This is a genomic window from Cognatilysobacter segetis (assembly GCF_004359965.1).
In the GTDB taxonomy this organism is placed as follows: domain Bacteria; phylum Pseudomonadota; class Gammaproteobacteria; order Xanthomonadales; family Xanthomonadaceae; genus Cognatilysobacter; species Cognatilysobacter segetis.
This window is the reverse complement of record NZ_SMRQ01000025.1, coordinates 1-19,262: the sequence shown is the minus strand read 5'-3', so window position 1 is coordinate 19,262 and position 19,262 is coordinate 1. Positions and strand designations below refer to the sequence as shown.

Annotated in this window: 18 protein-coding genes and 1 pseudogene; 13 read left to right on the top strand and 6 right to left on the bottom strand. The window is 72.0% G+C overall.

Annotation, left to right across the window (positions count from 1 at the left end; all coding sequences use genetic code 11):
- The first annotated feature begins 60 nt into the window (after positions 1-60).
- The 4 genes and pseudogenes from ahpC to E4F61_RS07145 all read left to right on the top strand — a co-directional run bounded on the left by ahpC (position 61) and on the right by E4F61_RS07145 (position 3,962).
- Positions 61-624: an alkyl hydroperoxide reductase subunit C gene (gene ahpC, locus E4F61_RS07160; protein WP_133478989.1), complete on the top strand. Its 564-nt coding sequence runs from the start codon at positions 61-63 to the stop codon at positions 622-624.
- A 130-nt stretch (positions 625-754) separates the two neighbouring features.
- Positions 755-2,341 carry an alkyl hydroperoxide reductase subunit F gene (ahpF, locus tag E4F61_RS07155; protein WP_133478988.1) on the top strand — a complete coding sequence of 529 codons (1,587 nt, stop codon included), beginning with the start codon at positions 755-757 and terminating at the stop codon, positions 2,339-2,341.
- Between the two features lie 39 nt (positions 2,342-2,380).
- Positions 2,381-3,314 (top strand): annotated as a pseudogene (locus E4F61_RS07150) (LysR substrate-binding domain-containing protein).
- Between the two features lie 6 nt (positions 3,315-3,320).
- On the top strand, positions 3,321-3,962 hold the full coding sequence (locus E4F61_RS07145) for a hypothetical protein (protein WP_133478987.1): 642 nt from the start codon (positions 3,321-3,323) through the stop codon (positions 3,960-3,962).
- A gap of 4 nt (positions 3,963-3,966) precedes the next feature.
- Here the strand turns inward: E4F61_RS07145 and msrA are convergent, their stop codons facing one another.
- Together msrA and E4F61_RS07135 are read right to left on the bottom strand one after the other, a co-directional pair.
- Positions 3,967-4,626: a peptide-methionine (S)-S-oxide reductase MsrA gene (gene msrA / locus E4F61_RS07140; protein WP_133479013.1), complete on the bottom strand. Its 660-nt coding sequence runs from the start codon at positions 4,624-4,626 to the stop codon at positions 3,967-3,969.
- A gap of 117 nt (positions 4,627-4,743) precedes the next feature.
- On the bottom strand, positions 4,744-5,007 hold the full coding sequence (locus tag E4F61_RS07135; protein ID WP_133478986.1) for a putative signal transducing protein: 264 nt from the start codon (positions 5,005-5,007) through the stop codon (positions 4,744-4,746).
- Between the two features lie 71 nt (positions 5,008-5,078).
- Here E4F61_RS07135 and E4F61_RS07130 point away from each other — a divergent pair, with 71 nt between their 5' ends.
- From E4F61_RS07130 to E4F61_RS07110, 5 genes are all read left to right on the top strand, one after another.
- Positions 5,079-6,824, top strand: coding sequence for a glutamine--tRNA ligase/YqeY domain fusion protein (locus tag E4F61_RS07130; RefSeq protein WP_133478985.1), 1,746 nt, complete (start codon positions 5,079-5,081; stop codon positions 6,822-6,824).
- Positions 6,825-6,847: 23 nt separating this feature from the next.
- Positions 6,848-7,351, top strand: coding sequence for a hypothetical protein (locus E4F61_RS07125; RefSeq protein WP_133478984.1), 504 nt, complete (start codon positions 6,848-6,850; stop codon positions 7,349-7,351).
- Positions 7,352-7,356: 5 nt separating this feature from the next.
- Positions 7,357-7,932 (top strand): nucleoside deaminase, encoded by a 576-nt coding sequence (locus E4F61_RS07120; protein ID WP_133479012.1) that lies wholly within the window; start codon positions 7,357-7,359, stop codon positions 7,930-7,932.
- Entirely contained in the window at positions 7,932-9,032 is a 1,101-nt protein-coding gene (rlmM, locus tag E4F61_RS07115) for a 23S rRNA (cytidine(2498)-2'-O)-methyltransferase RlmM (RefSeq protein ID WP_133478983.1), read from the top strand. The genes E4F61_RS07120 and rlmM overlap by 1 nt, the downstream gene beginning before the upstream one ends.
- A 114-nt stretch (positions 9,033-9,146) precedes the next feature.
- Entirely contained in the window at positions 9,147-10,085 is a 939-nt protein-coding gene (locus tag E4F61_RS07110; RefSeq protein WP_133478982.1) for an EF-hand domain-containing protein, read from the top strand.
- Positions 10,086-10,174: 89 nt separating this feature from the next.
- Here E4F61_RS07110 and E4F61_RS07105 read toward each other — a convergent pair whose 3' ends face one another.
- Both E4F61_RS07105 and ubiH read right to left on the bottom strand, forming a co-directional pair.
- Positions 10,175-11,347: an FAD-dependent oxidoreductase gene (locus tag E4F61_RS07105; protein ID WP_133478981.1), complete on the bottom strand. Its 1,173-nt coding sequence runs from the start codon at positions 11,345-11,347 to the stop codon at positions 10,175-10,177.
- Complete coding sequence (gene ubiH / locus E4F61_RS07100; protein ID WP_133478980.1) at positions 11,344-12,591, bottom strand: 2-octaprenyl-6-methoxyphenyl hydroxylase; 1,248 nt, start codon at positions 12,589-12,591, stop codon at positions 11,344-11,346. Before ubiH ends, E4F61_RS07105 begins: the two co-directional genes overlap by 4 nt.
- A gap of 90 nt (positions 12,592-12,681) precedes the next feature.
- On the opposite strand from ubiH, the gene E4F61_RS07095 reads away from it, so the two are divergent.
- The 3 genes from E4F61_RS07095 to E4F61_RS07085 all read left to right on the top strand — a co-directional run bounded on the left by E4F61_RS07095 (position 12,682) and on the right by E4F61_RS07085 (position 14,897).
- Complete coding sequence (locus E4F61_RS07095) at positions 12,682-13,257, top strand: hypothetical protein (RefSeq protein WP_133478979.1); 576 nt, start codon at positions 12,682-12,684, stop codon at positions 13,255-13,257.
- Positions 13,257-13,814 (top strand): cob(I)yrinic acid a,c-diamide adenosyltransferase, encoded by a 558-nt coding sequence (locus E4F61_RS07090; protein ID WP_133478978.1) that lies wholly within the window; start codon positions 13,257-13,259, stop codon positions 13,812-13,814. Before E4F61_RS07095 ends, E4F61_RS07090 begins: the two co-directional genes overlap by 1 nt.
- A 135-nt stretch (positions 13,815-13,949) precedes the next feature.
- Positions 13,950-14,897: a histone deacetylase family protein gene (locus tag E4F61_RS07085; protein WP_133478977.1), complete on the top strand. Its 948-nt coding sequence runs from the start codon at positions 13,950-13,952 to the stop codon at positions 14,895-14,897.
- 484 nt (positions 14,898-15,381) lie between these two features.
- Here the strand turns inward: E4F61_RS07085 and E4F61_RS07080 are convergent, their stop codons facing one another.
- Both E4F61_RS07080 and E4F61_RS07075 read right to left on the bottom strand, forming a co-directional pair.
- A complete protein-coding gene (locus tag E4F61_RS07080) occupies positions 15,382-16,722 on the bottom strand; it encodes an aminopeptidase P N-terminal domain-containing protein (RefSeq protein WP_133478976.1) in 1,341 nt (446 codons plus the stop codon).
- Positions 16,723-16,795: 73 nt separating this feature from the next.
- A complete protein-coding gene (locus E4F61_RS07075; protein WP_133478975.1) occupies positions 16,796-17,344 on the bottom strand; it encodes a UPF0149 family protein in 549 nt (182 codons plus the stop codon).
- Positions 17,345-17,467: 123 nt separating this feature from the next.
- On the opposite strand from E4F61_RS07075, the gene E4F61_RS07070 reads away from it, so the two are divergent.
- On the top strand, positions 17,468-19,262 hold a 1,795-nt coding region (locus E4F61_RS07070; protein ID WP_202908967.1), incomplete at its 3' end, for a ligand-binding sensor domain-containing protein.

Sequence of the window (19,262 nt, the reverse complement as noted above, 5' to 3'; positions counted from 1 at the left end):
ATTCGCCCGGTCGGACTAGGATGCTCCCCTGTTCATTTCCTCCCCCAACAGGAGCACGCGATGTCGCTGATCAACACCCCGGTCAAGCCGTTCAAGGCGAACGCCTTCCACAACGGCAAGTTCATCGAGGTCTCGGACAAGAGCCTGCACGGCCACTGGTCCGTGATCGTGTTCATGCCGGCCGCGTTCACCTTCAACTGCCCGACGGAAGTCGAGGACGCCGCCGACAACTACGCCGAGTTCCAGGCCAACGGCGCCGAGGTCTACATCGTCACCACCGACACCCACTTCTCGCACAAGGTCTGGCACGAGACGTCGCCGGCCGTGGGCAAGGCGAAGTTCCCGCTGGTCGGCGACCCGACGCATGCGCTGACCAAGGCGTTCGACGTGCACATCGACGAGGAAGGCCTGGCGCTGCGCGGCACGTTCATCGTCAACCCGGAAGGCGTGATCAAGGCGTACGAGATCCACGACAACGCGATCGCGCGCGACATGAAGGAAGCGCTGCGCAAGCTCAAGGCCGCCAAGTACGTCGCCGAACACCCCGGCGAGGTCTGCCCGGCCAAGTGGCAGCAGGGCGCGCACACGATCAAGCCGTCGCTGGACCTCGTCGGCAAGATCTGACCCACCGCGGGCCCGGGCGCTTGCACGCCCGGGCCACGCGTCGACGCGGATGCTTTCGCGAGGCCTCGCGCGGCGAGGCCTTCCGCAAGCACCTGAACCTGATTCCACATCCCCCGTGGAGGGCCGCGCCATGCTCGACGACAGCCTCAAGTCCCAACTTTCCGCGTACCTCGAGCGGCTCCAGCAGCCGATCCGGCTGGAGGCCTCGCTGGACGATTCCGACGCCTCGCGCGAGCTCGAAGGCCTGCTGCGCGACATCGCCGCACTCAACGACAAGGTGACCTACGAGCGCACCGACGACGACGCCCGCCGGCCGTCGTTCGGGATCGTGCGTGCCGGCACCGACATCGACGTGCGCTTCGCGGGCATCCCGCTCGGCCACGAGTTCACCTCGCTGGTGCTCGCGCTGCTGTGGGTCGGCGGCCATCCGCCGAAGGTCGAGGACGAGGTGGTCGCGCAGGTGCGCGCGCTGGAAGGCGAGTACCGCTTCGAGACCTACATGTCGCTGTCCTGCCAGAGCTGCCCGGACACGGTGCAGGCGCTCAACCTCATGAGCGTGCTGAACCCGAACATCAAGCACGTGGCGATCGACGGCGCGCTCTTCCAGGACGAGGTCGAGGCGCGCGGGATCATGTCGGTGCCGACGATCCACCTCAACGGCCAGCCGTTCGACCAGGGCCGCATGACGGTCGAGCAGATCGTCGCGAAGCTCGACACCGGCGCGGCATCGCGTGCGGCGGCCTCGCTCGCGATGAAGGAAACGTTCGACGTGCTCGTCGTCGGCGGCGGCCCGGCCGGCGCGGCCGCGGCGATCTACGCCGCGCGCAAGGGCATCCGCACGGGCGTGGTCGCCGAGCGTTTCGGTGGCCAGGTGCTGGACACCATGGCGATCGAGAACTTCATCTCGGTGCCGTACACCGAAGGCCCCAAGCTCGCCGCCGCGCTCGAGCAGCACGTGCGCGAGTACGAGGTCGACGTGATGGGCCTGCAACGCGCGACCAAGCTGCACGCCGCGGGCGCGGACGGGCTGGTCGGCGTCGAGCTGGAAAGCGGCGCGACGCTGCGCGCGAAGAGCGTGATCCTCTCGACCGGCGCGCGCTGGCGCCAGATGGGCGTGCCCGGCGAGGAGCAGTACCGCAACAAGGGCGTCGCCTACTGCCCGCACTGCGACGGCCCGCTGTTCAAGGGCAAGCGCGTGGCGGTGATCGGCGGCGGCAACTCCGGCGTCGAGGCGGCGATCGATCTCGCCGGCATCGTCGCGCACGTCACGCTGATCGAATTCGATACGAAGCTGCGCGCCGACGAGGTGCTGCAGCGCAAGCTGCGCAGCCTGCCGAACGTCGAGGTCGTGGTGAACGGCCAGACCACCGAGGTGCTGGGCGACGGCGCGAAGGTGACCGGGCTCGTGCTCAAGGACCGCGCGTCGAGCGCCTTGCGCACCATCGAGCTGGAAGGCGTGTTCGTGCAGATCGGCCTGCTGCCCAATACCGAATGGCTGAAGGGCGCGGTCGCGCTCAGCCCGCGCGGGGAGATCGTCATCGACGACCGCGGCGCGACGAACCTGCCGGGCGTGTTCGCAGCCGGCGACGCGACCACCGTGCCGTACAAGCAGATCGTCATCGCGATGGGTGCGGGCTCGACCGCGGCGCTGAGCGCGTTCGACCACCTGATCCGCACGTCCGCACCCGCGGAAAACGCGCAGGTCGCCGCGGCCTGACGCATGGCGGCCCCTCACGGCGGGCCCTACCATCGACGCATGAACCTGCGTGACCTGAAATACCTCGTCGCCCTCGCCGAGCACCGCCATTTCGGGCGTGCGGCGGCGGCGAGCTTCGTCAGCCAGCCCACGCTGTCTACGCAGATCCGCAAGCTCGAGGACGAGCTCGGCGTGACGCTCATCGAGCGCGCGCCGCGCCGCGTCATGCTCACGCCGATCGGCATCGAGATCGCCGAGCGCGCGCGGCGTGATCGCCGGGGTCGACGCAATGTCGGAACTGGCACGCCGCAGCCGCGACCCCGAGGCCGGCAGTGTCCGGCTCGGCCTGTTCCCCACGCTCGGCCCCTACCTGCTGCCGCACGTGCTGCCGAAGGTGCGCGAGCGTTTCCCGCGCCTGGAGCTGCTGCTCGTCGAGGAGAAGACGGACGTCGTCCTGCAGCGCCTGCGCGACGGCCGGCTGGACGTCGGCATCCTCGCGCTGCCGGTGCACGACGACCAACTGCGCATCGAACCGCTGTTCGACGAGCCGTTCGTGCTCGCGGTGCCGCAGGGTCATCCGATGGCGTCGAAGGCCCCGCTCGCCGAGGACGACCTGCGCGACGCCGACCTGCTGCTGCTCGAGGAAGGCCACTGCCTGCGCGACCAGGCCCTCGACGTCTGCCGCCTCGCCGGTGCGGGCGAGCGCGAGGGTTTCCGCGCGACCTCGCTGGAGACGCTGCGCCAGATGGTCGCGGCGGGCGTCGGCATGACACTACTGCCCATGCTCGCCGTGCAGCCGCCGGTGCCGGCCTCGCCCGACATCGCGCTGGTGCCGTTCGCGGGCGAGGCACCGCACCGTCGCATCGCGATGGTCTGGCGTCGTAGCTCGGCGATGGACGCGTTTCTCGTGCAGCTCGCGGCCGTGTTCCGACAGATTCCGCCGCACCTGCTCGCGCCGCCGTCGGCGGTGCCGGCCCGGCGACGCAAGGGCTGACGCCGGGTGCGTCGCGGCGTCGTCGCGTTGCTGCTGCTGGTGGCGCTCGTCGGCTGGTGGCGATCGCCGCTCGGGCCGCGCCGCGCGCGCGTGGCCGAGCCCGCCCCCGGCGCGACGGTGAACTGCCCGATGCCGCCCGCGGTACCGGCGTTCGGCGCGCCGCTGCAGAGTGCGGTGCCGTCGGCGCTCGCGCCGTTCCGGCTCCGGCCGGCCACGTTGCAGCCGCTTGCGGGTTTCAGCATCGACGCCCGCGTGCTGGCGCGCCGGGACTACGAGAGCGGCCGCGAGAGCGACCTCTCCCCCACCGACCTCGCGCTCGGCTGGGGGCGCATGCGCGACGAGGCCGTGCTGTCGCGGCTGGAGATCTCGCAGTCGGGCCGCTGGTACCTGTACCGCTGGAGCGACGCGCCGCCGATCCCCGTCGGCGAGATCGTCCGCTCCAGCGCCAACGTGCACGTGATTCCCGCGAGCACGAACGTCGCCCGCGCGCTCGCGATGGTGCGCGAAGGCGATCGCGTGCGCATCGACGGCTGGCTGGTGGAGGCCGACGCACCGGACGGCTGGGCCTGGCGCAGCTCGACCGCGCGCGACGACAGCGGCGAGGGCGCCTGCGAAATCGTCTACGCGTGCTCGCTGCGGACACTGTGAGGCCTCAGGCCGCGTCGACGCCCGCACCCACCGGACAGCTCACCCCGGTGCCGCCGAGGCCGCAGTAGCCGTTCGGAATCTTCGACAGGTACTGCTGGTGGTCGTCCTCGGCGTAGTAGAACGTCGGCGCCGGGTAGCGGATCTCCGTCGTGATCTCACCGAGGCCCGCGTCCCGCAGGCGCGCCTGGTAGGCATCGCGGCTCGCGGTCGCGGCGTCGTACTGCGCCTGCGTCGTGCAGTAGATCGCGGAGCGGTACTGGGTGCCGACGTCGTTGCCCTGGCGCATGCCCTGCGTGGGGTCGTGGCCCTCCCAGAACGCCTTCAGCAGCGCGGCGAACGTCACCTTCGCGGGGTCGTACACGACGAGCACCGCTTCCGTATGGCCGGTCTGGCCGCTGCAGACCTCGCGGTAGGTCGGGTTGGGCGTGTCGCCGCCCGCGTACCCCACGGCCGTGGTGTGCACGCCCGGCATCGTCCAGAACAGCCGCTCGGCTCCCCAGAAGCAACCTAGGCCGAACTGCACCTGCTCGAAGCCGGCGAAATCGCCCTGCAGCGGCCGGCCGTGGACGTGGTGCGCGTTGCGGACGGGCATCGGCGTTTCGCGCCCCGGCAGCGCCTCGCCCGCGCGCGGCATGCGCTGCTTGTAGGCACCGATTCCCAACAACTTCTCGAGCATGACGGACTCCTCGGCCGCGACGGCCGGCATGGTCACGATGGCATCCGACCCGCGAATGCCGCGTCGGATGCATGGGGATACGTCGCCGGCGCGGCGACGGATGCCTCAGGCGGGAGCGAGTCCGGCGTCCCAGCCGGCCTCACCGTCGGGCTCGGGCGGCTGGCCGAATTCCAGAGCGCGCACGACGGCGTCCGCCACGGGCCAGGCGGTGTCCGGCACGCAGACCTGCAGCATGCCGTGCACGGGCAACTCGCCGATGCCGCCCGTCAGGGCCTCGCCCCGGATGAATACCGGGATGCCGGCGTCCTCCAGCGCATGCCGGACGAGGTGCGCGTCGATGAGGTTCGCGGCGTCGTAGACCGGTTTCATGGGCGTTCCGGAGCGGCCGGCACGGCCTTCTTCGCTAAACTGCGGGCTTCCCCACGTGGTTGCAAGCCCGAATGTCCAGTACGCCCGAGAACGCCGCGGTTGCTGCCGGGGTCAAGAACGACTTCATCCGCCAGATCGTGCGCGAGGACCTCGCGGGCGGGAAGCACCGGGCGATCCGCACGCGCTTCCCGCCCGAGCCCAACGGCTACCTGCACATCGGCCACGCGAAGGCGATCTGCCTGGACTTCGGCATCGCGGCCGAGTTCGGCGGCAGCTGCAACCTGCGCCTGGACGACACGAACCCGGCAAAGGAAGACCCCGAGTACGTGCGCGCCATCCAGGACGACGTGCGCTGGCTCGGCTTCGAGTGGCATGCGCTGCGGCATGCGTCGGACTACTTCGAGGTGTTCTACCTCGCGGCGGAGAAGCTCATCGCGCAGGGCGATGCGTACGTCGACGACCTCACCGCCGAGCAGGTGCGCGAATACCGCGGCTCGCTGACCGAGCCGGGCCGCCCCTCGCCGTTCCGCGATCGCAGCGTCGAGGAGAACCTCGACCTGTTCCGCCGCATGCGCGCCGGCGAGTTCGCCGACGGCGCGCGCACGCTGCGCGCGAAGATCGACATGGCCAGCGGCAACATCAACCTGCGCGATCCGGCGCTGTACCGCATCAAGCACGTCGAGCACCAGAACACCGGCAACGCGTGGTGCATCTATCCGATGTACGACTTCGCGCATTCGCTCAGCGATGCGATTGAAGGCATCACGCATTCGCTGTGCACGCTGGAGTTCGAGGACCACCGCCCGCTGTACGACTGGTGCGTGGACAAGGTCGACCTCGTCGACCATCCGGAGCTGCTGAAGCCGCTGCTCGACAAGGGCTTCCCGCGCGAGGCCGCTAAGCCGCGCCAGATCGAGTTCTCGCGCCTGAACTTCAACTACCTGGTGATGAGCAAGCGCAAGCTGCTCGCGATGGTGAGCGACGGCCTGGTCGACGGCTGGGACGATCCGCGCATGCCGACGCTGCAGGGCATCCGCCGCCGTGGCTACACGCCGGGCGCGCTGAAGCTGATGGTCGACCGCGTCGGCATCTCCAAGCAGAACTCGCTGCTCGACATCTCGATCCTCGAAGGCGCGCTGCGCGACGACCTCGACGCGAGCGCGCAGCGCCGCATGGGCGTCGTCGATCCGCTGAAGCTCGTCATCACCAACCTTCCGGACGGGCACGAGGAATCACTGACGTTCTCGAACCATCCGAAGGACGAAGCCGCGGGCGAACGCACAGTGCCGTTCTCGAACGTGCTGTGGATCGAACGCGAGGATTTCGAGGAAGTGCCGCCCAAGGGCTTCAAGCGCCTCACCGTCGGCGGCGACGTGCGCCTGCGTGGCGCGGGCATCGTGCGCTGCGACGAGGTGATCAAGGATGCCGACGGACGCGTGGTCGAAGTGCGCTGCACGCTCGATCCCGAATCGCGCCCCGGCATGGAAGGCGCGAACCGCAAGGTCAAGGGCACGATCCACTGGGTCAGCGCGAAGCATGCCATCGAAGCGGAGATCCGCCTGTACGACCGGCTGTTCACCGTGCCGAACCCCGACACCGACGAGGACGGCAAGACGTACCGCGACTACATGAACCCCGAGTCGCGTCGCGTGGTGACGGGCTACGTGGAGCCGTCGGCCGCGCAGGCCGCGCCCGAGACCAGCTTCCAGTTCGAGCGCATCGGCTACTTCGTCGCCGACCGCTACGACCATTCGGCGGCGCGCCCGGTGTTCAACCGCAGCGTCACGCTGCGCGACACCTGGGCGGGCAAGGCTTGAGTGCCCCCACCCGGAGAACGCCCATGCGTGCCCTCGTCCTTGCCGCGCTGATCGCCGCCACCGCGCTCACAGGCTGCGCGCGTTCGCCGTCGGTGACGGAACCGCAGGCCACCGTCGCGTCGTCGCTGGCATCCGCACCGGCCCGCGCCGATGCGACGTCGAACGAGGCCACGCCGCCCGCGGATGCACGCCCCGCGCCGGCGCCGCCCATCGGCATTCCCGGCCGCACCAAGCCCGCGCCGCCGATGAGCAAGCCGCTGCCGCCGCAGGTGCTGCCCGCGCGGCCCGACCTGCCGAGGCTCGACATGAGCTGCCGCAGCGACGCCGATTGCGTCGTCAAGAACGTCGGCAGCTGCTGCGGCGCCAAGCCCGCCTGCGTCAACAAGGGCGCGAAGGTCGACCCCGCCGCCGTGCAGGCCGACTGCGCCGCGCGCGGGCTGTCGTCCGTCTGCGGTTTCGAGGACGTCCAGTCCTGCACCTGCGCCGCCGGCACCTGCCGCAGCGCCTCCAACGCGGTCACGCAATGACGATGATGCTGTACGCCCAGGTCCACCTCACGCTGCCGGCGTGGGTGCACGAGGCGGTCGATACGACGCGCGCCTACACCGGCGACGATGCCAAGGTCGCGCTGGCCGTCGACCTGTCGCGGCGCAATGTGGAAGCCGCCTCGGGCGGCCCGTTTGGCGCCGCGGTATTCGGGCCGGATGACCGCATCATCGCCGTCGGCGTGAACCGCGTGCTGCCGCACGCGTGCTCGGTCGCGCATGCGGAGACGATGGCCTACATGCTCGCGCAGCAGCGCACGCAACGGCCGCGGCTCAACGAGGTCGCGCCGGGCGAACGCATCGGCCCGATCACGCTGGCGACCTCCGCCCAGCCGTGCTGCCAGTGCTACGGCGCGACGGTCTGGGCCGGCATCGACCGCCTGCTGATCGGCGCGCGCAGCGAGGACGTCGAGGCGCTCACCGAATTCGACGAGGGCCCGCTGCCGGCGGACTGGATCGGCGAACTCGAGCGACGCGGCATCGCCGTGGTGCGCGACGTCCAGCGCGAGGCCGCCTGCGACGTGCTGCGCATGTATTCGTCGGCCGGCGGCAGCCGCTACTGATGGCCGCGACCGGCGCGATCGCGCAGCCCGCCCTGCTCGCATACTGCCGCGCCGGCTTCGAGCCCGAACTCGCCGCAGAGCTCGCCGAGCGCGCGGGCGCGGCCGGTTTCGCCGGCTACCCGCGCACCGACCGCGGCAGCGGCTTCGTGCGCTACGTCTGCGAGGACGCCGATGCGCTCTCGCAGGCATTGCCGCTGCGCGACATCATCTTCGCGCGGCAGAAGCTCGTCGCCTTCGCGGAATTGCCGACGCTCGGCGCGACGGTGGGCGCGAAGCCCGACCGCGTCGGCGCGATCGTCGACGCGATGGCGCACGCCCTCGGCACGCCCGCGCTGCGCTTCGGCGAAGTGCACGTCGAGCACGCCGACAGCGACGAGGGTCGCCCGCTCGCGGGCCTCGCGCGCGCGCTCGGCAACGCACTGCGTCCCGCGCTGCGCGAGGCCGGCTGGCTGACGCACATCGATTCGCCCGCACGGCCGCGCCTGCACGTGCTGCTCGAGACAGGCGACCGTGCGCACCTCGCGATCGCCGATCCCGTCGATTCGAGTCCGTTCCCGATGGGCATCCCGCGCCTGCGCGCGAACCCGCAGGCGCCGAGCCGCTCCGCACTCAAGCTCGAGGAGGCGCTGCTCACGCTGCTCGACAGGGACGAACGCGAGGCGTGGTTCAAGGAGAACATGCACGCCGCCGACCTCGGCGCCGCACCGGGCGGCTGGAGCTGGGTGCTGATGCGCCAGGGCGTGCGCGTGATCAGCATCGACAACGGTCCGCTCGCGCAGCACCTGCTCGACAGCGGGCGCGTGGAGCACCTGCGCGCCGACGGCTTCGTCTGGCATCCCAAGCGCACGCTCGACTGGATGGTCTGCGACATGGTCGAGCAGCCGCGGCGCGTGGCCGAGCGCATGGCCACGTGGCTGCGCGAAGGTTGGTGCCGCCGCACGATCTTCAACCTCAAGCTGCCGATGAAGAAGCGCTGGGACGAAACCGCGCAGTGCTTGGCGCTGTTCGAGCAGCAGGTGGGCAAGCCGGTGGAATGGCGCGCCAAGCAGCTGTACCACGACCGCGAAGAGATCACTGTCTTCGCGCATGCACGCGCCTGACACAAGGCTGTCCGCAGGCTGACGCGCCGTCGCGGTGAATCCGCCGCTTCGACGCGCGATTCATCGCGAGGTCGCCAGCATCCCGTCGATTCCCCCGACGTGGAAGGTACGAGCATGAGCATCCTGCGAACCAGCACATTGGCCGTGGCCCTGATCGCCGCCGCCGGCATCAGCACGTCCGCGTTCGCGCAGCGCGTCGAGCAGAGCCGCGCCCGCGTACAGGCCGAGGCCGCCACCGCACGCGCCAACGATGCGATCAAGGACGCCCGCGCCGCATCGAAGGATGCCAAGCGCGCGGCGAAGACGGCCGCCAAGACGGGCGATGCGGCCGCCGCCGAAACCGCGCGCGCCGCATCCGTGGCCGCCGAAGACGCGAAGAACGACGCCGTGGAGGCCGCGCACGAGGCGACCGGCCTGGCGAGCGGCACGGCCAACAGCGCGGCCGCACGCGACACCGCGATGCAATCGACCGCCGCCGCCACCGCCAGCGACCAGGCACGCGAGCGCGCCAATGCCAACAGCCGCGTGGCGGTCGACGCCGCGACCCCGCCGCCGCCGCCGATGGAAGCGACGGTCCCCGCCTCGACGAACGCCTCCGAGAATGCGGGCGTCGCCACGCAGTACCCCGGCGCGATGGCCGACCAGCGCCACATGACCGGAGCCGGCCGCTTCCACATCGACACCAACGTGCTCGACGTGAACCACGACGGCTTCCTCAGCCGCGAGGAAGCAGCGGCGAACATCACGCTCAACACCGACTTCGCGACGGTGGACGCCAACAGCGACGGCCGCATCGCCACCGACGAGCTGCGCGCATGGATCCAGAGCGGCGGCCTGGCCAAGAACTCGCGCCCGCTCGGCGATGCGCTCGCCGGCGTGGGCTCGGCCACGGCGTTCCAGATGCTCGACCTCGACGGCGACGGCATGCTGACGTCGAAGGAAGCGGCGACGCAGGCACGCCTCGGCGCGAGCTTCCGCAGCCTCGACCGCAACCGCGACGGCAAGCTTTCTCAGGCCGAGTACGACGCCTGGAGCGGCAGCCGCAAGCCGTAAGACGTTCTTCCCTTGGATCGGGACGACGGTGCCCCGCTTCGGCGGGGCATTTTCGTGGCGGAACGCTGGGCTGAGGTGTAGCGCCGGGACTAGAGCCCGGCGGCCTCACGCCAGAGCGCGTGCTGCAGCGGCGGCAGGCGGCCGGCGAGCCCGAGCGCGATGCCGCGCAGCAGCGTGGGGGCCACGGCGTCGTTCGAGAACAACCGATTGATCGCCTCGAACGAATACGCGGCGCGCGCGGTGGCGCTGCGCCGCTCGCGCGCCCAGCGCGCCAGTCGCGCCGCCGCCGGATCCGCACCGCGGCCCGGGCGCGGCAATGCGGCGCGCAGCGCGGCGACATCGCGCAGGCCGAGGTTCACGCCCTGCCCGGCCAGCGGATGCACCGCGTGCGCGGCGTCGCCCACCAGCACCAGCCGACCGGCGTGGCAGGTCGACGCGAGCCGGCGTCGCAGCGGGACCACGACGCGCGCCGACGCGGGGCGCACCTTGCCCAGCCGTCCGCCGGACGCGTCGCCGAGCGCGATGGCGAACGCATCGTCGTCGAGTGCGCGCAGTCGCGCGGCTTCCTCCGTCGGCAGCGTCCAGACGATGGAGGCGCGGTGCGCGTCCACGGGAAGGAACGCGAGCGGGCCGGTCGGCAGGAAGCGCTGGTAGCACGTCGCGTGCAGCGCGCGCTCGGTGTCGACGTAGGCCACCAACCCGCCCTGCGCGTAGTCGTGGGTCGGCGCGTCGATGCCGGCCAGCGCGCGCAACGTCGAGTTCGCGCCGTCCGCCGCGACCACCAGGCGCGCCGCCAGGCGTCGCCCGTCGTCCAGCCGAAGCGACGCATGGGCGTCGTCCTGTTCGAGCGCCTCGACGCCGGCCGGCACGTGCAACGCGATCGACTCGCGGCGCACCGCCACCCAGAGGCGGTCCACCAGCAGGCCGTTCTCGACGATCCAGCCCAGCTCGCGGCGCGCGAAGCGATCGGCATCGAAGGACAACGCGCCGCCGCCCGCCGCATCCCAGACCTCCATGCGTCGATAGGCCGGCGCGCGCGCATGGCGCACCGATTCGCCGACGTCGAGTGTGTCGAGCACTGCCATCGCGTCGGGCGCAAGCGCGTAGACGCGCAGGTCGGGGGCCTCGGCCGACCACGGCGCGGGCTCCCGTGACTCGACGAGGGCGACGCTCCAGCCGTCGCGCGCGAACGCGAGTGCCGCGGCGGCACCGACCACGCCGCCGCCGACGACCGCGACGTCCACCGCATCGCGACGGCTCATGCGCGGCGCGCCTCGTCGACGCCGCGGCAGAGCGCCGGCACGTCGCCGCGATAGCCCATCGCGCCTCCGACCAGCCAGGCCTGCAGCCACGAGGGATGGTCGAGCGACAACAGCGCGAGCGACCGCAACGGGCGCATCAGCGCGCCGCGCGCGGTGCCGATGCGCAGCAGGCGGTCGGAGAAGTCGACCGTGCGGCGGCGATCCTCGGCGCGGCGCGCGGCATAGCGCTGCAGCAGGGCATCGTCGCCGATCGCATCGCGGCCGCCGGCCTGCATCGCCGCGGCGATCTCCTCGGCGAGCGTCAGCGCATCGCGCAGACCCAGGTTGAAGCCCTGCGCGCCCAGCGGATGGATCGTCTGCGCGGCATTGCCGACCAGCACGGCGCGCGGCGCCGTGATCGCGCGCGCGATGACGCGGCGTCCCGGGTAGCGGCTGCGCGCGCCCACCTGCAGCAGTCGGCCATGGCGCCAGCCGAGCCGCGCCTGCAACCGCGCGAGGAACGCGTCGTCGTCGAGCGCGGCGACGGCCTCGGCATCGCCGTCGGCCACGCCATGCACGAGTCCGAAATGACGATCGGCGCGCGGCAGCAGCGCGGTCGGGCCGGCGTCGGTCAGGCGCTCGTAGGCGGTGCCGTCAGGCGCGCGCTCGGTGCGCAGGCGGGCGACGAACAGCGTGTGGCCGTAATCGGTGGCGTCGGTTCCGATGCCGAGACCATCGCGCAGCGCGCTGGCCGTGCCGTCGGCGCCGACGACGAGCGGGGCCGACAGCGTGTGCCGTTCGCCCGCGGCCTCGACCGTGACATGACGCAGCCCCACGCCCGGCGCCGTGGCGACCAGGCGCGCGGGGCGGTAGCGGGTGAGGCGCGGCACGCGGTCCAGCCGCGCCTCGAGCGCACGTCCGAAATCGCGCGCGACGACCACCTGGCCGAACGCGGGCCGGCCGTAGCGGGCCGCCTCCAGTCGCGCCTGGCCGAAATCGCCCTCGCGCGTCACCACGATGCGTCGGATCGGCCCGCCGTGCGCCTGCAGCGACTGCATGACGCCCAGCGCGCTCAGCGCATTCACGGTGGCTTCGGCGAACGACAGCGAACGCTCGTCGAACACCGGCGGCAGTTCGCCGGCCGGCGCGGCATCGACCAGCGCGATGTCCAGGCCCAGCGGCTCGAGCGCGAGGGCGAGGCTGGCGCCGACGAGGCCGCCTCCGACGATGACGAGGTCGTGCGTGCGCGGGGCATCGGCGTTCATCGCCTCATGATACGGCCTGCTCCCGCGCGCTCCGCTAGAATGCGGCCCTCGCCGGCCGCCACGCCGGCCCCGTTTGCCGGAGCCCCACCGATGACCGCCACTGCCCAGCGCACCCTGATCCTCACGTTGCTCGCCGCGCTGATGGCGGCGACGCGCATCAACCATTTCGCGCCGGTGCCGGACGCCTCGTGGGCGGTGTTCTTCCTCGGCGGCCTCTACCTGTCGACATGGACCCGCTGGGCGTTCCCGCTGCTGATGGTGCTCGCGGTCGGCGTCGACTACCTCGTGATCAGCCGCAGCGGCGTGTCGTTCTGGCAGCACTACTGCGTGTCGGCCGCGTACTGGTTCCTCGTGCCCGCCTATTTCTCGATGTGGGCCGGCGGCATGTGGCTGCGCCGCGGCGGCATCGCCAACGACGTGCGCACGCTCGGCCGCGCCGCCGTCGCGCTCGTCGCGTCGGTCGCCGTCTGCCAGCTGATCGCGCAGGGCAGCTTCTACTGGGTCTCGGCCTCGGTGTCGGCGCCCAGCGTCGCCGGCTGGTGGCAGAACTACACGCAGTGGCTGCTGCCCTACATGCAGACGGCCGCGATGTACGTTGCCGGCGCCGCCTTGGTGCACGTCGCGGCGACGAGCCTCGCCCGCGGCCGCGCGCTCGCCGCGCGCTGATGGGCAACCGCCTCTCGAAGATCTACACGCGCACCGGCGACGACGGCTCGACCGGGCTCGGCGACGGCACGCGCACCGGCAAGGATTCGCCGCGCGTCGATGCCTACGGCACCGTCGACGAGGCCAATTCGTGCATCGGCGTGGTGCTCGCGACGCCCGGCCTCGCCGACGAGGTCGCGCACCTGCTGACGTCGATCCAGCACCAGCTGTTCGACCTCGGCGGCGAGCTGTGCATTCCCGGGCATGCCGCGATCTTCGACGCCGACGTCGAGCGCCTGGAAAACGAGCTCGACCGCTTCAACGAGCCGCTGCCGCCGCTGAAGGATTTCATCCTGCCGGGCGGTGGCGAGGCCGCAGCGCGCTGCCACGTCGCCCGTACCGTGGTGCGACGCGCCGAACGCGAATGCGTGGCGCTGTCGCGCGTGGAAACCGTGCGCCCGGAAGCGGTGCGCTACCTCAATCGCCTCTCCGACCTGCTGTTCGTGCTGGCGCGCGTGCTGGCGCGTTCGAGCGGGCATGGCGAAGTGATCTGGAACCACCAGCGCCGCCACGGGTGAGGGTATCCGTCGCGTCCTAGGGCGCAGCGCGCGGTGCCGCGAAGGCCACGTCGTTCGCCGGCATGGCGCGGACGTGCCGACTCCGCCGGGCCGCGCATGGCGGACCGCCGCGCGCCTATCTGGGACAATCGGCCGATGACCGACGCGCTCCCGCTCCTGCTGCTCACCCACCCCGCCTGCGCCGCGCACGTACCGCCGCCCGGCCATGCCGAGCGTCCCGAGCGCCTCGCGGCAGTCGTCGACTCGATCCGCGACACCTACCCCGACCTGCCCTGGGCCGCAGCGCCGCTCGCCACGCGTGAGCACCTCGCCCGCGTGCACGACGACGCGCTGATCCGGCAGGTGCTCGACACGCCGGTCGCCGAAGGCACGGTGCAGCTCGATCCGGACACCTTCCTCTCGCCCGGCGCCGCCGAGGCTGCGCTGCGCTGTGCGGGTGCCGGCATCGCGGCGGTCGACGCGGTGCTGTCGGGCCAGGCGCGGCGCGTGTTCTGCGCGGTGCGACCGCCGGGCCACCATGCGACGCGCGATACCGCGATGGGGTTCTGCTTCTTCGATTCGATCGCCGTCGCCGCCGCGCATGCGCTCGACGCGTACGGGCTGTCGCGCGTGGCCATCGTCGATTTCGACGTGCACCACGGCAACGGCACGCAGGCGATCTTCGAGCAGGATGCGCGCGTGGTGTTCTGCAGCTCGCACCAGCTGCCGCTGTATCCCGAGACGGGCCATGCGGACGAGCGCGGCATCGGCAACATCTTCAATGCACCGCTGCCGCCGGGTACCAGCAGCGAAGGCTTCCGGCGCGCATGGAGCGAGAGCCTGCTGCCCGCCGTCGACGCGTTCGCGCCGCAGCTGCTGCTGATCTCCGCGGGCTTCGACGCGCACCAGCGTGATCCGCTCGCCCAGCTCGAACTGGAAGCCGTCGACTATCTCTGGCTCACCGGCCAATTGCGCGAACTGTCGCGCCGACACTGCGAAGGCCGCATCGTGTCGATGCTGGAAGGCGGCTATGACCTGCAGGCCCTGGCCGAAAGCGCCGCGGCGCATGTCGGCGCGCTGGTGGCGGACGGCGCGAGCTGGTGAGGCGACGCGGAGCGCGCGGGTAGCCCCAAACGGTGCACGGACGGTTCGCCAACGACATTGTCGTTTGAAACGCCGGTCCGCATCCGCCACAGCCCGGTCAACGACGTTCGGCGCGACGCTTCATGGCGCTTCTGCGGACGCGGACCCGGGTTGAGCAACGCCAGGCGAACCCTCGCGCCCACGCCCGGAATTTCGCGCAGCCCTCCATCGCTCGAAATTGCCGCTGCGCCCCGGATCAACCGTGGGATTCGAAGGGCGGCGCAGGATAGGCGCCGTCCGCACCTGATCCACGAAGGCGCATGTGCGGATCGTTGCGAAGGTTGCCCTCGCCTGCGGTGATACGATCGGGGAAGGCACGTTCTCGTGGTGACTTTTCCTTGTGCCAGCAAAGAAAAGCGGCTCGGGCGCGGCAGTGCACGAAGCGCTCTGGTGTCCGACATGCGCCCGTGCAGAACGCGGGTAGGTGCCCGGCGATCGGACGCGCTCAGCGCGCCATGAACGCCTCGATCTCGTCGGCCGACCGCGCCAGCGCCCCGGTCAGAACCCGCGGCGCGTCCTTGGTCACCAGCACGTCGTCCTCGATGCGGATGCCGATCCCGCGCCACTTCGCGTCGACGCTGCGATCGTCGGCGTCGACGTAGAGCCCCGGCTCGATCGTGAACACCATTCCGGGTTCCAGCACGCGCGACTGCCCGTCCACGCGGTAGTCGCCGACGTCGTGCACGTCGAGCCCAAGCCAGTGGCCGGTCTTGTGCCGGTAGAAACGCCTGTAGCTGCCGTCGGCGACCACCTTCTCGAGCTTGCCCTTCAGCAGGCCGAGCCGCAGCAGGCCGTCGGCGAGCGTGTGCACCGCCGCCTCGTGCATCGCGTCCCAAGCCTCGCCCGGCCGCGCCCTGGCGAGCGCCGCGGCCTGCGCCGCGCAGACCAGATCGTGCAGCTCACGCTGCGGCGCGGTGAAGCGCCCGCTGACCGGGAACGTGCGCGTGATGTCGGCCGCGTAGCCCTGCACTTCGGCGCCCGCGTCGATCAGCACCAGCTCGCCGTCGCGCGCCGTCGCGGCGTTGGCGTTGTAGTGCAGCACGCAGGCGTTCGCGCCCGTCCCGACGATCGAGTTGTACGCCGGTACCGCCGCATGGCGACGAAACACGTATTCGATCTCTGCCTGCAGCTGGTACTCGGTGATGCCCGGCATCGCGGCGCGCATCGCCGCCTCGTGCGCGGCGACGCTGACGTCGGCGGCCTTCTGCATGAGCTTGAGTTCGCCGGCGTCCTTGAACAGGCGCAGTTCGTCGAGCAGGTGACCGAGTTCTAGGAACTCGTGCGGCGGCTGCGCGCCGCTGCGCACCTGCGCGCGCACGCGGTTGAGCCAGCCGATCAGCTTGAGGTCGAACTCGGCATCGCGACCGAAGTGGTAATAGACGCGCGACCGGCCCTCGAGCAGCCCCGGCAGGATGTCGTCGAGGTCGGTGATGGGATAGGCATCGTCGACGCCCAGCACGTCCACGGCGCCTTCCGGGCCGAGGCGCGGCCCGTCCCAGCCTTCGCGCTCGGGATCGCGCTCGCGGCAGAACAGGATGGACTCGCCATGTGCGCGGCCGGGAATGAGCGCCAGCACGGCCTCGGGCTCCGGAAAGCCCGACAGGTAAAGCAGGTCGGAGTCCTGCCGATACGGAAAGTGCGTGTCGCGGCTGCGTACGCGTTCGGCGGCGGCGGGCACGATCACGATCGCGTCCTCGCCGGCCATGCGCATCAGCTGTCGACGCCGCCGTGCATGCGGGGAACGTGCCGTGGCGGGACTGCGGGATTCGGAGGACGATCGGGCCATCGTGGCGATGTTACGACCTGACGGCGTCGACGCAGGACCCGCGCCATGCCGCGGGCCACGGCCGGCCGCGGGCTCAGTTCAGCCGCTGGCGATGCTGCCGGGCGAGCACGCAATCGCCGTGCAGCAACAGCGCGGCGACGCGCACGAACTCCTCGATCTCCACCAGCGCTTCCTCGTCCTCCTCGTCGCCGTCTTCCTGCGGCTGCGCGGCGGCCAGCTTGGCGAGGTCGGCCAGCGCTTCGCGGCTCTCCTCCGACAGCGTTGTGGCCTCGCCCGCGGCGAGACCGAACGCGCCGACGAAGCCGCGGCACCAGTCGAACACCGCGCCGCTGCGCTCGACCAGCGGCGCGTCGCCCTCGGGCAGCAGCAGCTCGAACTCGAAGCTGCGGTCGGCGAGTTGCGCGGCGGTGGCTTCGCGCAGGCGATCGAGCGGCGAACCCGGCTTCGGCGCGGGCAGATCGGCGTCGGCGAGCACCGGCGCGAGCCAGCCCGGTGCGTCGCTGCCGCCGCCCGCGAGCCAGCCGCACAGCGCGCCGTGCAGTTCGAAGGGCGTCGTCGCGAGGCCCAGGCGCACGGCCTCGGCATCGATGTCGGCGACGGTGGGCAGGTCGGTATCGGCCACGGGAACACGCTGCGGATTTCGGGGCGGGCGAGTGTACCAACGCCTCCGCCAACGGCCCGCGCCGCGGTTGTGACGCCTCCGGGGCGCTGCCTACACTGCAGGCCGCTTACCGCGGCGGCTCCCGTGCGCGCTCCTTCTCTCTTCCGCCTGCGGATCGTCCTGGCCGCGTTGCTCGCCGTGGCGTCGGTCGCGCCGGCGGCGGCGGCCACGCGCGAGTACTACTTCCAGCCGGTCGGCAGCGACCGCGGGCTGACGCAGAGCTCGGTCGGGGCGATCGCGCAGGACGGCCTCGGCTTCGTCTGGGTCGGCACGCAGGGCGGCCTGCACCGTTACGACGGCGAGCGCTACCGCGCGTTCCGGCACGATCCCGAGGCGCCCGCCAGCCTGCCCGACAGCTTCGTCACCGCGCTCGCGGTGGATGGCGCGCGTGCGCTCTGGGTCGGCACCTACTCGCAGTACGTCGCACGGCTCGACCTTCGCACCGGCGCGATCCGCCGCTACCTCGGGGCGACGCCCGACCGGCGCGCCGATCGCCAGGTGCTGGCGCTGCTCGCCGAGCCGGGCACGGTCTGGGTGGGCACGGTCGCGGGCGTGGACCGGCTCGATCCGGCGACCGGCCAACGCCGCCGCATCTTCGCGACGACGTCGCCCCAGCCGACGGGCGCGCCCGGCGCGCAGCTCCTGCGCGACCGCGCGGGCCGTCTCTGGTACGCCACGGGCGGCGGCCTCTACCGCCTCGACACCGCCACGCCGATGCGCGTCGGCCCCGCGCGGGCCGCGTACGCGCTGCGCGAGGACCGGCGCGGCCGGCTGTGGCTGGGCGGCGTCGACGGGCTGGAGGAAGTCCGCGACGGTCGCCGCATCCCGGTCTGGCCGGGCGACGCGCCGGGCCGGCCGTTGCAGATCCGATCGATCGTCGAAGCCCCCGACGGCGCGCTGTGGCTGGCCACGTTCCCGCAGGGCGTGCGTCGCTTCGACCCCGCCACGGGCGCCGTCCGGGCACTGCACGAAGACCGCTCGGTCCCCGGCCGGCTGCTCGAGGACAGCATCAATACGCTGTTCGTCGACCGTGGCGGCATGCTCTGGCTGGGCGGCCAGTTCCGCGGCGCGTCCGTCGGCGACCCGCGCGGCGCGCGCTTCGCTTATGTCACGAACGTCGACGTCCGCGACGGCACCGCGGCCGACGACAGCGTCCGCTCGGTGGCCGGTTCGCCCGGCACGCTGTGGATGGGAACCGACGGCGGGCGCCTGCTGCGCTACGACCTCGCCGGGCACCGTTTCGAGGACCTCACCGCCGCGATGCCGCTGCCGCGCGGGCGCGTCGCCGCGTTCCTGACGTGGACCGACGGCGGCTTCCGGCTGGCGACCGACACGGGCCTGCTGGCGCTCGACCCGGCGAGCCGGCGCGTACGGCGGGTCGAGCTGCCGGGCGACGTCCGTCCGGTGCTGCGATCGATCGCGCGCGCGGCCGACGGCGCGCTCTGGCTCGGAACGTCCGGCGACGGCGCGTACCGGCTCGCCGCGGACGGCCGCACGCTGACACACCTCGAAGCCGGCGAGGGCGCGCGCCTGTCGCATCCGAACGTGCATGCGCTGCTCGTCGACCGGCGCGGCGCCGTCTGGTTCGGCACCGGCGACGGGCTCGACCGGCTCGACCCGGCCACCGGCCGCCTGCGTCATTTCCGCCACGGCGCCGACGACCGCGACTCGCTGCCCGGCAACGTCGTGCGCGCGCTGCTCGAGGACGCCGCGGGCCGGATCTGGGTCGGCACGCATGCGGGCCTGGCCGAGGCGGCGCCCGCGCCGGGCGGCGGCGTGTCGTTCCGGCCGCTGCCGCACGCGAGCCTGGCGGACCGCCGCGCTTCCACGGTGTTCTCGCTCGGCGAGGCGCCGCGCGGCACGCTCTGGGCCGGCACCG

Coding starts and splice junctions, on each gene's coding strand:
- ahpC (WP_133478989.1), top strand. CDS start 61: ATGTCGCTGATCAACACCCCGGTCAAGCCGTTCAAGGCGAACGCCTTC.
- ahpF (WP_133478988.1), top strand. CDS start 755: ATGCTCGACGACAGCCTCAAGTCCCAACTTTCCGCGTACCTCGAGCGG.
- E4F61_RS07135 (WP_133478986.1), bottom strand. CDS start 5,007: ATGAAACCGGTCTACGACGCCGCGAACCTCATCGACGCGCACCTCGTC.
- E4F61_RS07130 (WP_133478985.1), top strand. CDS start 5,079: ATGTCCAGTACGCCCGAGAACGCCGCGGTTGCTGCCGGGGTCAAGAAC.
- E4F61_RS07125 (WP_133478984.1), top strand. CDS start 6,848: ATGCGTGCCCTCGTCCTTGCCGCGCTGATCGCCGCCACCGCGCTCACA.
- E4F61_RS07120 (WP_133479012.1), top strand. CDS start 7,357: ATGCTGTACGCCCAGGTCCACCTCACGCTGCCGGCGTGGGTGCACGAG.
- rlmM (WP_133478983.1), top strand. CDS start 7,932: ATGGCCGCGACCGGCGCGATCGCGCAGCCCGCCCTGCTCGCATACTGC.
- E4F61_RS07110 (WP_133478982.1), top strand. CDS start 9,147: ATGAGCATCCTGCGAACCAGCACATTGGCCGTGGCCCTGATCGCCGCC.
- E4F61_RS07105 (WP_133478981.1), bottom strand. CDS start 11,347: ATGAGCCGTCGCGATGCGGTGGACGTCGCGGTCGTCGGCGGCGGCGTG.
- ubiH (WP_133478980.1), bottom strand. CDS start 12,591: ATGAACGCCGATGCCCCGCGCACGCACGACCTCGTCATCGTCGGAGGC.
- E4F61_RS07095 (WP_133478979.1), top strand. CDS start 12,682: ATGACCGCCACTGCCCAGCGCACCCTGATCCTCACGTTGCTCGCCGCG.
- E4F61_RS07090 (WP_133478978.1), top strand. CDS start 13,257: ATGGGCAACCGCCTCTCGAAGATCTACACGCGCACCGGCGACGACGGC.
- E4F61_RS07085 (WP_133478977.1), top strand. CDS start 13,950: ATGACCGACGCGCTCCCGCTCCTGCTGCTCACCCACCCCGCCTGCGCC.
- E4F61_RS07080 (WP_133478976.1), bottom strand. CDS start 16,722: ATGGCCCGATCGTCCTCCGAATCCCGCAGTCCCGCCACGGCACGTTCC.